This is a genomic window from Deltaproteobacteria bacterium, from assembly GCA_016210005.1.
Classification (GTDB): Bacteria; Desulfobacterota; Binatia; order HRBIN30; family JACQVA1; genus JACQVA1.
This window is the reverse complement of record JACQVA010000010.1, coordinates 18,130-32,598: the sequence shown is the minus strand read 5'-3', so window position 1 is coordinate 32,598 and position 14,469 is coordinate 18,130. Positions and strand designations below refer to the sequence as shown.

Below are 14,469 nucleotides of genomic sequence, written 5' to 3'. Positions count from 1 at the left end.
GCCAGGCACCAAGGCTCTCTGGATCGGGCTGCCACGCCTGGACGACATCGCCGAGTTCTTCAAAGTCTTTGCCAAGCTTGCTGAAGGACCCTAACATCTCACGTCACCGTGTCCAGCGAACACTTCTCGGGCAGGATCAGCACGACTGGAGGAAGCCACTGGTCGTGGCAAATCCAGCCGTCGAGATATGGTCGCCGAGGTCGCAACTGGCCGGCTGCGGCCAGAAGTCGCCTGTGCGGCAATCGTAGTGCGGAAACAGCCGCGGAATACCGAATGGCGCGTTCGTCAGCCGGACGTTTTGGCCAAAGCTGCTGCCGCTGTTGCTCGACACGGCACTGTAGACGTCGATGTTGAGGTTGTTGGGGTCGTTTCTTCGATCGTACCAGATCACTTTCACGTAGTTGTTGTAGTCGCTGACCGCAACCGCCGGCATGTATTTGTCTCCGACGGCACTGTCGTTGACCACGAGAGGATTCGACCAGGTCGCTCCCTGATTAGTCGACCGCACGAATGCGATCTGGCTCCCGCTCCCGGACAAGGGCAGGCGGTTGTACGCAATGTACACCGTGCCCGTCGCCTTGCTAACCGCCAAACTGGGGAAGGGATAGCTCCGAATGTGCCCCTTGAGCGCGGGCGCGGAATCGGCGAGCCCGCCTGACCCCTCGCTGCAGTCGGATGTCGCGCTCGCATCCTTTGGCTTCACGAACCAGTTGCTGGCAATAACAGTCGGCCCGAAGCTGAGCCCCCCGGGGGATCGACGCAGCTTGATCACGCTAATCTTCGACCCCCCACCCTGGTCCAACTCCTCCCACCACGCCACGTAAACGCCGCCGTCTGGCGCCACCGCGACCTGGCACCCGTCCACGCGGCTAGGATACGTACGAACATCTGACACTTGGATGCTTGACGTGTAGTCCGGTGACGAGGCGGGACGCTGCGCAACCCAGATGGCTGTCTGGAGGTTCGCGTTGCGGTATGTAGTGCACAGGTACTTGCTTTCAGAATTGTTCCCAGTCGTTCGATCCACCGCAATCTGCGGCCGCTCCAGAATGCTGCTGCCGGCCGGAGACGGGGACAGCGCCCGTTGCAGCCATTCGTAAGCTGTGCCGCTCGGATTCGTTGACACCGTGTGGCTGATTCGTGGAAGCAACACGAGCTGGCCCTGGGGCAGCTCCCAGCCAAACGCGGCCATGTAGAAGAGCCCGTCACGATTGGCTGAGATGGTCGGATCCCCAGCAGCCGTGATGATCGGATTCACCCGATTCGAATCGATGTACGGCGGAGTGTTCTCAACGAGGGAGCCCTGGCTGGGCGCAGCAGCGGCACCGACACCGCTCGCGCTAGCTTCGAAGAACTGCTGTGTGTCCCATAGCGCGGCCTGAATGGTAGACGACGCGGGCGCAGTCGCCACAGACGGCTGCCACTGCCCGATCTTTGGCCAGACCTCCGCTGCTCGGCTGGTGGCGTTGATGCCCTACGACATCATCGCCAACACCAGCACCGTGGGCCTGGCGCTACTGGTCGGCCTGGCGGGTATCGGAGTGCTGAGTGACAGGGGCGCCAGGCAACCCCGCGACGCCGCAGGCTCGCTCCTGCTCGCCGTGACTCTCTTGATCGCTCTACCGCTGGGCTACCGCCGCTTGCATACACCAGTCTACTTTGCCGGGGTGTCGATTTCGATATGATGTTGTGGCGTACCTACCGTTCATTCTTATCGCTGGATTCGGTATGGAATCGGTCACCCGCTGGGCGGATCTTTATCGAGCATCTGTGGCCCCAAGGCGCGAAAATCATGGAAACGAGCGTCGCGGGTGTGCTATGAGCCGAGCACGCGATTATCCGGTTGCGGCAACGCGACTCTGACCGTCTGGATCCGAAATGGCCCACGCGCGTCATGACCGGGGCAGCAGTTGTAGCGGCGCGAACGCTGCGGCGCAGCGACCGCCGGCGTGTCTCGCGCGCCCGCCGCCCCGGCTGGCGTCGCGGCCAGCAGGGTTTCGCCCACAGTGTTCGAGATCACTCTCACGCAACGAAAGGAGAATCGCATGAACGCCCTTCTGTTGATCGTGACCGCCGCTTTGCTCTCGTACGCGAACCGCGCGGCCGCGTTCGATGTGTTCCTGCCGCCCGCCGGCGAGGACGTGCTCCCAGCTACCAAGGCCACGTTGATGGTCGATATGGGCGGCGCGATGGAGCTCCGGTGCAGCGGCCCGACCCGCATCAGGCGCGGCGACCCGGTGGTGGCCCCGGTGCCTTACATCGAGACCGAGATGGTGCAACTGGATCTCTCCTGCGGCAACGGGATCATGGTTCACCTTGATCCGCGCATGCCCTCGCCGGGACAAACGTCCAAGAACGGCGACAGCTTCTTCGACATCTTCGTCGAGATCACCGTGCCGGGCACGACGCCAGTGGTCCTGCACAACTGCTCCGCTCCCGCCCGCATGCAAGCCACTGTCGGACATGTCCCGCCGCTGGGATCGGTGTACTACGGGGCGAACCAGGTGGATCTGTGTGATCAGAGCAATCAACCGCTGGCACGACTCACCCACGTCGAGCACGAGGTCAACGGCGTGCCCAAACCCGAGTCGTCCGGCGAGGTAAGCGAGGTCTTCTCGTGCTTCTACGAGTGCAAGAAGGATCCGCGCAGCACCGACTGGCTGGAAATCACCTCGCTGATGCTGATCAACCAGACGGCCGACGTGACGCTCACCGCCGAGGTGCTGGTCATCAACGGCAACGAGACTCCGGTTGGAAAGTTTCGCACCCGCCTGAGCCCGCTCGACCTCGACGAGATCAACATCTGCGCGACCCTCGATCTGTCGCTGGGGCAGAACGCGGTGCCACCGGCCGGGGTCATCGAGGTCTCGCTGGCGCCAACGGGCGGAGCCTACGGCTGGGTGAAGAACCTCCTCGGCCGTTTCCGCCGCAGCGATTACGAGCCGTTTGGCGCCGGCCAACTCGCCACCGGTGTCGGCAAGACCGAGTGCCGGCTGGTGGGGCCTAACGTCACTACCGCACGAAAACTGCGCGCAATCTCGGCGCCGGTATTGCAGCGGGTGTACATCGAGAACACCGCCGATCCGAAGCCGTAGCGGCCGGCGCAATCGGCTCTCCCCGCACCTTTGCTGGAGTGCGGGGAGAGCAATGCCAAGAGCGGCGCCGGCGGACTGTTCTGATCCCGTGATCAGCGCAGGACAACTTGGGGCCTGCTCGGCTCTCGGGCGGGGGCACTCGGCCGGCTTACTGCTCCATCAGCACCAGCAGGTTGACGACATCGACCAGGATCTGCGGGGCGTCTTCGGCGACCAGTGGGCTGACCAGCACGGGGTTGCCGCCCGCCCGGCTCCAGCCGTCGCAGGTAAAGTTGGTCCCGGTCGTAGTCAGGCTCGGCGCCGGATCTTGGCGGGCGTTGATCACCGTGCCGGTGGCGCCGCGCGTGGTGTAGGCCATCGGCTGCGGCGGGCCGTAGTCTGCCGTTGGGCAGTCCGACAGACGCTTATCGCGCGGCTGCTGGGCGGTCGCCTGCATCACACGCAGTGTGGCGGCGCCGGGACCGCCGTCGCTGCCCAAGCCGGTCTGGATCACCGGCGCATCGGCGGGCTCTTCCCCGTGGCTGTCGATGGTGACTAACACGTCGTGAGCCGAGCCGCCGTCGCAGTCGAGGCTTCCCTGGCTGCCGGCCGCCAACAGCTTGAAGCACACCGATTCGCCGTTGAGGACGCGAAAGCCGATGATCACGTCTTCGGCCAGCCGCAGCGGTGCGATGCCGTTGCTGTCGGGTAAGCCGGCGACCAGCTTCAATGGCCCCGTCAACCACGGCTCCGGGCTGTTGGTGCTTACGTCCATTCCGAATAGCGCCGAGCTGCGGAACTCGCTGCCCGGCCGTTTGATGCTGAAGGCGCGGATGCCTAACTCCTCAAGGATGCCGATGCCGTCGGGATAGCTCAGGCCGCTGTCGATGGTCTCCGGAGCCAACGGATCGCCGGCAACAAAGCGGATGCGGCGCACGCTGCCTAAGCCGGCGCCCGGGCCGGGGCCGTCGGAATCGAGCGTGAGGCCCATGTCGCTGTAATAGATCGTACCGTCAGCACTCAGGTTGATGCCGAACGGGTTGCCGGTGGCATATGTCGGGGGCGTGGAGCCTGCGGGCGGTTCGAGAATACGGCGCAGGAAGTGGCCGTCGCCGTCGTATTCGGCGATGACGCCGTTGAAGACGCTGGTGACGTAGAAATGCCCGTCGCGGGTGCGCGCCACCCCGCTGGGCGTCGCGATGTGTACGTCGGCGGCGATGAAGAGAGCCTTCTGGACCGCATCGGCCAGCGGGGCGCCGGTGGAATCGAGCTGGCCGCAGTTGCCGGCCGCGTCATCGGAGGTTGGGAAGGGACCGGTATATCGGTAAACGCCGGGCCCACCGGTATTGGGCGCCGCCCGTGCGCTGGCTACGTACACGCGATCGCTCTGGTCAACGAGAACGCCGCCGGCCGTGGCGACGGCGATATCGAGTTTGCAGAAGCGCGGGTTGGGCGCATCCAGCGGCGGGAACCAGATGATGAGCTGGCCGGTGCCGTCGCCGCTGGCCTGATTGCCGAGGTCGCTGGTTACCAGGCGGCCATCGCTCAAGAAACCGCAGCCGTAGGGCTCGTTGTTAGTGCCTTCCAAGCCCGGCTGATACGTCGGCACCAGCCGGCCGAGGCGCGTGGCCGAGAGTGCGCCGACCGCCGCCCCTTGCAGTTGGAACAGCCCCCAGGCCGGCGGCGGCTCGGGCTGGAAGGTGTCTTCACCGGCAATGAAGCGGTGCGAGCCGTCGGGCAGGAAACAAATCTGCCCGTTGATGTCGAAGCCGTTGGGATCCACGGAGTGACGTTCAATCACCGTCTGCTTGTCGAAGCCGGCGCCGGCGTCGTAGGCGTTCAACCGGTTGCTTTCGCCACTGAACACGATGGGATAAGGGCCGGGGCAGCCGCCGAGCGCGTTATTGACCGCGGTCACCAGCTCATCGACCGTGACCTCGCCGTCCTGGCCGGCATCGAACATCGGGCACGCCACCAATGCCGCATTGCCGAGGGCGATGTTGACGCCGGTGACCAGCTCGTCGACGGTTACCTCGGCATCGGCGCTACAGTCACCGACACAGGCGATCGGCACGGGCGCGGCAGCGGTGACGGTCACCGTCTTGGTCGTCTTAGCCGTGCCGTCGCCGCTCTTGCTGCCGTTGCTGTTGGCGCTCAGGCCGGCGCCATAGAGGGTCTGCGTGCCGGGCTGGCTGGGCGCGCGCCAGGTGAACTCCCAGCTGGCTTCGCCTTCGACCGCAGTCTTGGGTGAGCTGTGGGTGATTTCGTCGACGTCGAGGCGCGTATCCGCCGTCACCGCCGCCAGTGAGCCGGCGCTGGCGGCGACGTCCAAGCCCGCCACAGTTTGTGCCGGTGCGTCGGATTCGACGGCGAAGCGAAAACTGGCCAGGGCGCCGGCCGGGACCTCGTTCGGGCCATCGAACCGCACCAGCGGCGTCTGGCCCTCGGCGTGACAGAAGTCGTCGCAAGACTCACCCTGCTTGCCCGAGTAGCCAGGGATACCGTCCTGACTGGCCACCAGCGGTTGCGCCGGCACTGACCAGAGCACGGCAGCGAGGGCTGCAGCCCTCAGGTGCCTGCCCCGCCCGCCCAACTGCACCCGTGGTTGATCGCAACTGCTGCGGTTTGCGCCCGTCGTCATTGCACGCTCCTCTCAGTCACAATAGGTGTAGCCGATGCCGTTACGGTCGGAGTCGCGGCCGCTCGGCAGACTCCCGACTCGCAACGCCCCGGCTGCGAATCGGCTTGGCAGGGCAAGCCGTCCGGCGCCGGTTCACTCTGACATCCGCCCACGCCATGGAAGTCATAGGTACAGGGATCGCCGTCGTTGCACAGTGCACTCGGGCAATCACCGGCATCAGGCAGGCAAAATGCGCTGACCACGCTGGGGATGAGTGAGTTCTGGTAAGCCAGGCTGTCGTGAGAGCCGGTGCGGGCACCGACTCCGGCGCCGGTGAAGAATTCGCCTTCGACGATGGTGGCGGCGGAGGCAACCTGGTTGTTGACTGAGAATGCTTGCAGTTGTTCGCCGGTGTCGGCGTCGTAAGCGTAGAGACTGCTGACCAAGCCGCCCATGAATACCACGCCCGGGATAGCCGTGGTCGGGGCGTAACTCGGTGGCGCCGCCGAGTTCGACCAGGCCAGTGCGCCATCGCTCCACCCAAGTGCCCACGCCGCCGGTAGCTGCGGGCGGCTGAGCGACTCGCCGATGGCGGTGCTGAAGAACACCTTGCCGTCGCCAACGGCCGCGCTGGCGATAATGCCGCCGATCGGTCCGCCCTCGACCACCCGCGTTTGCCAGTACGGCTCGATGCGCCCGGTCAGCTCGTTCATGCCATCGCGATCGAGCAGGTAGTAGGTGCCGTCCTTGTTGCCGATGCCGATCACCTCCCGAGTCGTCCCGCCGAGTTCGACCGCGAACAAGTTGGGAACGCCGCCGAAAGCGAGGTCGGCGTTGTCGACTTCACGCGGCCGCCACACCCATGCCGGCACCCCGTCGAACGTGAGCGCCACCAGCGCCTCGTCGTAGGGCGGCATCGGCGGCGGCGGCTCGGGCGTGCCGGGGTCGTTGTCGGTATCGCAGTTGCTGGTGGCAGTGAAGATCAGGCGGCGTGCGGCATCGACCGCGAATGACGACCAGGTGTTGCCGCAGGCGATGCCGGTGCGGTCGAAGTCGCAGCCCGGGCGCGTGGCGAAGAAGTCCTCCGGCAGCCCGAGCTCCGCTTGCGTGTGGTAGCCATCGAAGCGGTACACCACGTCGGTCGGCCAGGGGCGGCAGGTGGCGCCGGTAGTGACATCGAAGTACCAAACGAGATGGCCATCGTTGGCGTCAACCGCGTACATGCCGCCTTTGCCGGGGGCGGCGTCATTCACGTCCATCGCGAAGTAGACGAGTCCGCCCACCACCGTCGGTGAAGTTTCGATTTCGTTGCGTTCGGTGTGAAGATCACAGGTGGTGCAGCCAGTGCCGGCGTCAAAGCTCCAGCGCAGCTCGCCGGTAGCGGCGGCGAAGCAGTAAACGGTCATGCCGCCCCCGACGTAGACCCGCTGCTCGCCTGCCACGGTCGTGACCTCGGCGGAGGAGGCGTAGGGAAAAGAGCCGCCGGGGTGCGGCTTCATCGTGTAATGCCACAGCTTTGAGCCGTTGTCGGCCCGCAGGGCGTAGAAGTTACCGTCCCACGAGGCGACGAAGCTGACCTTGATCCGACCTTCGATCGGCACGTCGACGTAAGCGACCGTGGGCGACGCGGTGATGATGGCGCCGGTCAAGTACTGCCACTTCGGCCGCATGGTGGCGACGTTGGCCTTGGTGATGCGCCGCTCGGCGGCGTTGAAGAAAGTTCGCAGCTGGTTCTGGCCATAAGTCGCCCACTCGACCGGCGCGATTTCGGTCGCTGTCGGCGAAGCGGTGGGGGTAGCGGTTGCGGTCGCCGTCGCGGTGGCGGTTGGCGTATAGGTGAGCGTGGCGCTGGCGGTCAGGCTAGGCGTGACGGTCGGCGTGTTCGCGGGCGGCGTACTACCGCCGCAGCCGGAAGCGGCCGGGACGGCGACCACCGCCAGCAGCGAGCCGTAGTATCTCAGTAACCGTCCCAGCGCTTGCCTCCCCTCCACCGATCGGTTGCGCCGCCGATCAGCGTTATTGTGCCGCCAAACGCGACGTGCCCTGTAGTCGAAAGCGGGAGGCGCAGTCAAGCGCTGCTAGAACCGGCCCGACTCCTCCCATTCGCGATAGCGGCGGGCGACGTCGCGGATTTGGCCGCCGAGACGAAGCAGCAGGTCGCCGTTGCGGTAGAGGATGAACCAGGTGGCCGCGGCGACGCCACAGACGAAACCAAACATGAACATACGCTCCTCCTATTGCTGTTTGCCTGCCAGCTCAACCGGCGACCACGCTGGCGCCTTTGGGCAGGATCAGCGGCAGCAACCGGCGGCGGCTGCGTTTGCGCTCCTCGAGCTGCGCCCGCGCCGCGTGCAGCGCTTGCTCGCTGCGGATCTGATCGAGGCGGGCATCGAGCCCGCCGTCGCCGCTAGCGTCAGCGCCGGTGATCGCGCCGATGGTGCGCTCGATGTACTCGCGCACGGCTTCCAGTGCCTGGATGTCGGCGTCGGGGGTCAGGCCGGCCACGCCGTTGAGGGCGCGCTGCAAACGCAGCCGGGCCTGGGCGTTGGCGAGTCGCGCCAGCATGCGGGTCTTCTCTTCGCGCAGGCTCTGGATGTCGCTATGGAAGGCCACGAGATTGCGCTTGGCGCTCTCGGCTTCGGTGGTCAGCTCGGCCAACTCTTTGGTGATCCGCTGCAGGTCAGCCGTCAAGCGCTCCTTGCGCTCGATGAGAAACAGCGCGGCCTCGTCGTCGTCGCGATCGAGGGCCAGCTCGATCTGGCCCTCGCTGCGGGCGAGCTCGCGCCTGGCTTCTTCGAGCTGGCGGCCGAGCTTGTTGCGCAGGTACAAGATGCTGGCGGCGGCCTCGCGCAGCTTGGCGTACTGCGCCGAGCGCTCGCCGATGGCGGCTTCGTAGACCGCGGCAGGATTGCGCCGCTCGCGTCCACCGAGCCATTCGCCCAGCACCCCGCTGATCAGGTTGGTCAACCGCGTCAGGAATCTCATAGTACGCTCCTGTTATGTAAGAACACCGATGGCCGCCGCGCAATCGTCACGCCGGGGTGTCGCCGTCGTCGGCCACGGTGAGGCCGAGTTCGCGGATCTTCTGCTGCAAGTTCTGCCGGTACATGCCGATCTCCTCAGCCGTCTTTGAGATGTTGCCGCCGTTGCGGGCCAGCGCCTGGGTCAGAAAGTCGCGCTCGAAGTCCTGGACTATCTGTTGTTTGGCGTCGCGGAAGCTCGCCGGCAGGGGCGCGGCCACAGTGACGGCGGCCGCACTCGGGGGCGTGCCGCCGAACAGATCGGCGGCGGTGATCTCGTCGCCGGCGGCCAGCAGCAGCGCCTGCTCGACCACGCTCTTCAGTTCGCGCACGTTGCCCTTCCACGGGTAGGTCAGGCACGCTCGCAGGGCGGCCGCGCTCAATGATTTCACCGGCCGGTTGAAGCGTGCCGCCGCATCGGTGATGAAGCGCTGGATGAGCAAGGGCACGTCCTCGCGGCGCTCGGCCAGCGGCGCGATCACCAGCTCCACCACTTTGAGCCGGTAGTACAGATCCTCGCGGAAGCGGCCGGCGCGCACCAGCGCTTCGAGATCGTGATTGGTGGCAGCGATCAGACGGACGTCGACGCGGATGGCGGTGTTACCGCCGACGCGCTCGAACTCCTTTTCCTGGATGGCGCGCAGCAGCTTGGCCTGGGTTTCGAGCGGCATGTCGCCGACCTCGTCGAGGAACAGCGTGCCGCCGTCGGCGGCCTCGAACTTGCCCTCGCGCCGTGCGATCGCGCCGGTGAAAGCCCCCTTCTCGTGGCCGAACAGCTCGCTCTCGACCAGCTCGCGGCTGAAGGCGGCACAGTTGACTTTGACCAGCGCCTTGGTGCGGCGTGGGCTGTGGAAATGGAGGGCGTTGGCTACCAGCTCCTTGCCGGTGCCGCTCTCGCCGCGGATGAGCACGGTGATGTCGGTATCGGCCACCTTCTGAATCGTTTCGAACACCCGCAGCATGGCCGGGCTCTTGCCGATGATCTGCTCGAAGGCATAGTGCTCTTGCACCTGGGCCAGCAGCCGGCGGTGCTCGCGCCGCAGCAAGGCGTTCTCCATCACCTTTCGCACCAGCACGCGGATCTCGTCGTTGTCGAACGGTTTCGGGATGTAGTCCGCCGCGCCGGCCTTCATCGCCTGCACCGCGATCTTCTCGGAGCCGTAGGCGGTGATCATCACCACCGCCACATCCGGATCGAAGGCGCGCGCTCGTTCAAGCACTTGCAGGCCGTCCATCCCATCCATGCTCAGATCGGTGATGACGAGATGGAAGTCGCCGGTCTCGATCTTGCGCACCGCCTCTTCGCCGCTGCCGGCGGTCTCGACGGCGTAGCCTTCCTTGCTGAGCAAGCCGCGCAGCGCCAGCTGCATGGCGCGTTCATCATCGACGATAAGGATTCGGCCTGTCATGTTGGTGATCCGTAATCGCTGCGCTGGCTCGGCTAAGGCGTCGGCAGAGTGACTCTGAACTCGCTGCCGCGTCCTTCCACGCTGTCGGCGCCGATGTGGCCCTGATGGGCATCGACGATCTTCTTGGCGATGGCCATACCCAGCCCGGTGCCTTTCTCCTTGGTGGTGAAGAACGGGTTGAAGATCTTCGCCAGTTTCGCCTCGGGGATACCGCAACCGTTGTCGCGGATGCGGACGGTGGCGGTCTTGGGCGTGCCGTTCTCGATGAAGAGGTCGAGGCGGCGTCCTTCGGCCACGGGCGCCAGCGCATCGATGGCGTTGTCGATGATATTGCCGAAGACCTGCTGGAGCTTTTCGGCGTCGGCCCAGACCGTCGGACCGGCGATGTAATTACGCGCCACCTGCACTTGCGCGCTGTCGAGCTTGCTGCGCAGCTGGGTGAGGGCGGCGTCGACCACGCCGGCGAGGTTGGTGTGGGCGAAGCGGTACTCTTCTTCCTTGGCGTACTTGAGCAAGTGCGAGACCCGGCGCTCGACGCGATCGAGCTCTTCAATCGCCACCTTGGCGTACTCGACGTTTTCCACCGAGTGCGGGTCCTCGCCCATTTGTTGTACCAGGCTCTTGGCCGCCGCGATCGGGTTGCGGATCTCGTGGGCGATGGTGGCCGACAGCTCCTCGATCGATGCCTGCTTGTCGGTGGTCATCGCTTGTTTCTCGCGCCGCACCTCGCGCTCGACCGCCGGATCAAAGAAGCGCTCCCTGACGAAGCGTGAGCCGAAAACCCCCATGTAGTGCGAGAACAGGCCGATGCCCCAGCCCAGTGCCGGCCACAGGAACCACGGGTACGCCGTGGTCATGAGGTTGATGAAGGCCAGGAAGGCCATCACGGCCAAGTACCACATCAGGTGGACGTAGAAGCTGGCTTCGACCGCGGCCCGCCGCCGGGCGCGGCGCAGCGCCTCCTGTTCCGGATCAGGCTTGGGCGGGGTGAAGTTGCCGCGTTTCCACTGGCGTGCGGCTGCGCGCCAGCGCCGCCGCTCTTCGCGCACGCGCTCGCGCCACTGCTCGCGCTCCGCCTGCCAATCGTGGCCGGCTATGGCACGATGCAGATCATCGTGGCGATAGCGCAGGCGAAATCGCCGGTGCCGGCGCTTGAAATGCAAGAACAGCAGCACGGCGATGATCAAGCCGAGAAACGCCATAGAGCTGGCTCCTGCGCTAGCGCACCGCGTTCAGCATCGGGCGTTGCAACGCCGTCGGACGGCGCATCGGCCGCGCCAGCATCGCAACGGCTCGCTCGCCCATTACGACCGCCGCCAGGCCAACGGTGAACGCCGCCACCACCAGCAGTGGCAGCCAGCCCACCGGGGCATCGTACAGCCCGGCCGGTATCGCTGCGCCCAATGCTATCACGTTGTCCAGTCCCATCGTGCCTCCTTTGCTCTCCGTTGCTAGAGCGCAAGGGCAAACACGATGCCAGATTGTACTCGAAACCGCCGCGGCGCGGGAGAGGCCACTAAGTAGTTGAGAAACCTACAATCGCACCTTAACGGCGGTGCTTCCGGCGGCACCCGGCGCTGGCAGTACGCATGCCCGGTGCTGCGCCCGGCACCTGCGACTCGCAGTGCCCGGACTGCATCGCCGCTCGGGGAACAGGACCAGCCGCTTAATGGAATCCGCCGTAGCACCTTATTGACGCTGCGGCACACCAAGAGCCACACAGGTTGGCTTTCTTGAGGCCAATGAGCCAAATGGAGCGAATTCGAATGGCGGCATAGAACGTGCTCGACTGCTGCCGATCGAACGGAGGCTGCGCGCGGTGCCGGTACCCGGGCGCTTCCCTTGCGACTGGAAGATGGTGAAGAATCGGCTGTGAGCCGCTGAGAGGTTAGGATGTCAAGCAAGCGTGCGCTGGTAGTGGATGACTCGAAGTCCGTGCTGATCATGCTGCGACGGATGTTGGAGCAAAACCGCTTGGCCGTGGACACGGCGGAATCAGCCGAAGAGGCGTTGCGATACCTGCAGAACAAGAAGCCGGACTTGATCCTGATGGATCACATCCTGCCCGGCATGAATGGCCTGGATGCCACCAAGGCCATTGCCGACAATCCGGCCACCGCCTCGATCCCGGTGATCATCCACAGCTCGAAGGACGGCGAGCAGTTCGTCAAGCAGGCGCAGTCCTACGGAGCGGCCTGCATCCTGGCCAAGCCGGCCAAGCCCGACTCCTTGACCCGTGTGCTGCAGAGCTTGAAGCTGATTCCTGACGGTGCGGTGGCTGCCATCAAGCCGGCGGCCCCGCCGCCGGATGCTGCCCATACGATCCCGAGCGCGGCGATCGAAAGCTTGGCTCGCACTGCCGCCGAATCGGTGGCCACCTACGTGGCGCGTTCATTGGTGAGCCGGTTGCTCGACGAGCAGCTACCGCAGCTCAAGCAGGACCTGCTCACGCGCGGGCAGGTGACGGCGCGCGATGTCGCCAGCGAGCTGTACGCCGCCCGCTTCGGCGAGTTCAGCGCCCAGATTCGCAAACAGGTCCAGGACTCGCTCACAGACGTCTTCGAACAGCTGGCGGAGTTGCGCGCGCGGGTCGAAGCGCCGGCGACGCTCGACCCGTTGGTGATCGAAGAACTGGAGCAGCGCGCGCGCCAGGTTGCCACCAGCACGGCCACCGAAGCGGCCCAGAGCGCGGCCCAACAAGCCGTGCGAGCCGCTGCCAGCGAAGCCGCGGTACCGGCGGCGCAGCAGGCGGCGGAGCAGTTGTACACGGCGCAAATCGACGACCTGAGCACGCGCGTGAGCCAGTTGCAGGAGCAACTCGCCGAACTCCAGGCGTCGGCGGCGGCGTCCGGTCAGTCGAACGCGATTGACCGAGAAGAACTCGAGCAGCTGGTGCAGGCCGCCGCGGCCAAGACCGCCAGCGAGGCGGCCACCCACGCCGCCCAGTCCGTCGCCCGGCAGGCGACTCAAACCGCCACCCAAGCCGCCGGTGACATCACTCGGCGGGTGGTGACGCCGTTGATCGAGTCCACCCGCGACTTGTTGCGGCAGATGTACCTACTCGCCGGTCTGGCGGCGGCTGCCGGTGTGGTTGCGGCCGCTGCCGTCTACTTTCTCAAGTAAGCGAGGGGCGCCGGGACTTCGGTGCTGCCGCGGTCAGCGCGGCGGCGAGCATCCCGGTGGCTGTCATTCCCCGGACCGCTCGACACCGGCGCGACATCGGCCGCGACAACAGAAACAGCTGAGCCAAGCGGGCACGCCCGCAAACTCCGCGGTGGCGGCCAAGCAAGAGAATGCCGCCCGTCGTCCATGCGCCCATGCTGGCCCGGCGGCTCGGGAGGAATTTTTTGGCTTTTCGGTTGATTTGCGCCCCGGGGCCGTTTACGATGCGATATCTCTCGGTCCGGACGAGGGGCAGGTAGGTATGAGGCGGTTTGGTTGCTTTACGCTTGGTCTGGCCGTGGCCTTGTTGAGCCCGTGGGCTCAGCCAGCCCTTGCCGGCCCGCCCGCGCAGAAGCTACCCTCGGCCCTAGTGGTCCTCCCCTTGATTGAAAGCATACCCAACAGCCGCGATACCCGCATCGAGGTCTTGAACCTGGCCAATCAGTACGTCGACTTGCAGTGCTTCTACGTGTCCGGGGGCGACATCTGCAACGAGATCGGCTTCTTCATCAGCCTTTCGCCGTACCAGCCCTCCTCGTGGCTGGCGAGCACGGGCTTCAGCGATACCGCGACGTATAGCCGAGTGCCGCCATTCTTCGGCGAAGGCGAAATGAAATGTGCGGTACTGCCGCAGCGGCCGGAGGTGGAATTTCACAACGTGCTGCAAGCACGCGCGATCATTTTTGGCAGCGACGGCCAGACGGTTGGCTACAGCGCCACGGCCTTTCGCCGACTGAGCGACGGCGATTTCACTAGCGTCTTCAGCCTCGACGGCGCCGACTACGAGCAGTGCCCCGACAAGCTCCATTTCACGCTGCTGGGCGCGACGGCCGGCGTGTCCGAGAGCGAGATGGTTCTGGTGCCGTGTACGCAGGACTTGCTCAATCAGATCCCGACCCAGCCCAATGTTCAGTACACCATTACAAACGAGTTCGAGCAGTCCTTCTCTGCCGCCATCACGTTCAAGTGCTTCGATCGGCGCACGCTGCTGCAAATCAGTAATACCCTCGGTCGCGCCACGCTCGGCACGGACACGGCGCACGTGACGGTGCGCGGCACCTCGTTCCCGCTGATCGGGCTGGCGATCGATCGTTTCACTTTCGGTAACCCGGCCACGCCCATGACCTCAGCCAATGACCCGTCGTTCCAGGGCGGACGCACGGCGACAGTGATCTTCCCTTAGA

12 protein-coding genes are annotated in these 14,469 nt (G+C 65.4%); 4 read left to right on the top strand and 8 right to left on the bottom strand.

The features are described from left to right. Window positions 1–136: 136 nt before the first annotated feature. Window positions 137–1,258 (bottom strand): hypothetical protein, encoded by a 1,122-nt coding sequence (locus HY699_01845; GenBank protein ID MBI4514543.1) that lies wholly within the window; start codon window positions 1,256–1,258, stop codon window positions 137–139. Window positions 1,259–1,382: 124 nt separating this feature from the next. Between HY699_01845 and HY699_01840 the strand changes: the two genes are divergently transcribed. Next, entirely contained in the window at window positions 1,383–1,685 is a 303-nt protein-coding gene (locus tag HY699_01840) for a hypothetical protein (protein ID MBI4514542.1), read from the top strand. Window positions 1,686–2,045: 360 nt separating this feature from the next. Then, on the top strand, window positions 2,046–3,095 hold the full coding sequence (locus HY699_01835) for a hypothetical protein (GenBank protein ID MBI4514541.1): 1,050 nt from the start codon (window positions 2,046–2,048) through the stop codon (window positions 3,093–3,095). A 148-nt stretch (window positions 3,096–3,243) separates the two neighbouring features. Here the strand turns inward: HY699_01835 and HY699_01830 are convergent, their stop codons facing one another. The 7 genes from HY699_01830 to HY699_01800 all read right to left on the bottom strand — a co-directional run bounded on the left by HY699_01830 (window position 3,244) and on the right by HY699_01800 (window position 11,551). Continuing rightward, window positions 3,244–5,715, bottom strand: a complete 2,472-nt coding sequence (locus HY699_01830; protein ID MBI4514540.1) for a hypothetical protein — start codon at window positions 5,713–5,715, stop codon at window positions 3,244–3,246. Then, on the bottom strand, window positions 5,712–7,685 hold the full coding sequence (locus HY699_01825) for a PQQ-binding-like beta-propeller repeat protein (GenBank protein ID MBI4514539.1): 1,974 nt from the start codon (window positions 7,683–7,685) through the stop codon (window positions 5,712–5,714). Before HY699_01825 ends, HY699_01830 begins: the two co-directional genes overlap by 4 nt. An 87-nt stretch (window positions 7,686–7,772) precedes the next feature. Further along, the gene (locus tag HY699_01820) at window positions 7,773–7,919 is read right to left on the bottom strand and encodes a hypothetical protein (protein ID MBI4514538.1); all 147 of its coding nucleotides are present in this window, start codon (window positions 7,917–7,919) and stop codon (window positions 7,773–7,775) included. 31 nt (window positions 7,920–7,950) lie between these two features. Beyond that, window positions 7,951–8,679 (bottom strand): PspA/IM30 family protein, encoded by a 729-nt coding sequence (locus HY699_01815; GenBank protein ID MBI4514537.1) that lies wholly within the window; start codon window positions 8,677–8,679, stop codon window positions 7,951–7,953. A gap of 46 nt (window positions 8,680–8,725) precedes the next feature. Beyond that, window positions 8,726–10,123: a sigma-54-dependent Fis family transcriptional regulator gene (locus tag HY699_01810; GenBank protein MBI4514536.1), complete on the bottom strand. Its 1,398-nt coding sequence runs from the start codon at window positions 10,121–10,123 to the stop codon at window positions 8,726–8,728. A 32-nt stretch (window positions 10,124–10,155) separates the two neighbouring features. Continuing rightward, complete coding sequence (locus HY699_01805) at window positions 10,156–11,325, bottom strand: 2TM domain-containing protein (GenBank protein ID MBI4514535.1); 1,170 nt, start codon at window positions 11,323–11,325, stop codon at window positions 10,156–10,158. Window positions 11,326–11,341: 16 nt separating this feature from the next. Further along, window positions 11,342–11,551 carry a hypothetical protein gene (locus tag HY699_01800; GenBank protein MBI4514534.1) on the bottom strand — a complete coding sequence of 70 codons (210 nt, stop codon included), beginning with the start codon at window positions 11,549–11,551 and terminating at the stop codon, window positions 11,342–11,344. A gap of 465 nt (window positions 11,552–12,016) precedes the next feature. Between HY699_01800 and HY699_01795 the strand changes: the two genes are divergently transcribed. Further along, entirely contained in the window at window positions 12,017–13,246 is a 1,230-nt protein-coding gene (locus tag HY699_01795) for a response regulator (GenBank protein MBI4514533.1), read from the top strand. Window positions 13,247–13,667: 421 nt separating this feature from the next. After that, the gene (locus tag HY699_01790) at window positions 13,668–14,468 is read left to right on the top strand and encodes a hypothetical protein (protein MBI4514532.1); all 801 of its coding nucleotides are present in this window, start codon (window positions 13,668–13,670) and stop codon (window positions 14,466–14,468) included. Window position 14,469 lies beyond the last annotated feature (1 nt).

Excerpts from the sequence above, each read along its gene's own strand:
- HY699_01840 (MBI4514542.1), top strand. The coding sequence starts at position 1,383 with ATGGTAGACGACGCGGGCGCAGTCGCCACAGACGGCTGCCACTGCCCG.
- HY699_01835 (MBI4514541.1), top strand. The coding sequence starts at position 2,046 with ATGAACGCCCTTCTGTTGATCGTGACCGCCGCTTTGCTCTCGTACGCG.
- HY699_01830 (MBI4514540.1), bottom strand. The coding sequence starts at position 5,715 with ATGACGACGGGCGCAAACCGCAGCAGTTGCGATCAACCACGGGTGCAG.
- HY699_01820 (MBI4514538.1), bottom strand. The coding sequence starts at position 7,919 with ATGTTCATGTTTGGTTTCGTCTGTGGCGTCGCCGCGGCCACCTGGTTC.
- HY699_01815 (MBI4514537.1), bottom strand. The coding sequence starts at position 8,679 with ATGAGATTCCTGACGCGGTTGACCAACCTGATCAGCGGGGTGCTGGGC.
- HY699_01810 (MBI4514536.1), bottom strand. The coding sequence starts at position 10,123 with ATGACAGGCCGAATCCTTATCGTCGATGATGAACGCGCCATGCAGCTG.
- HY699_01805 (MBI4514535.1), bottom strand. The coding sequence starts at position 11,325 with ATGGCGTTTCTCGGCTTGATCATCGCCGTGCTGCTGTTCTTGCATTTC.
- HY699_01800 (MBI4514534.1), bottom strand. The coding sequence starts at position 11,551 with ATGGGACTGGACAACGTGATAGCATTGGGCGCAGCGATACCGGCCGGG.
- HY699_01795 (MBI4514533.1), top strand. The coding sequence starts at position 12,017 with ATGTCAAGCAAGCGTGCGCTGGTAGTGGATGACTCGAAGTCCGTGCTG.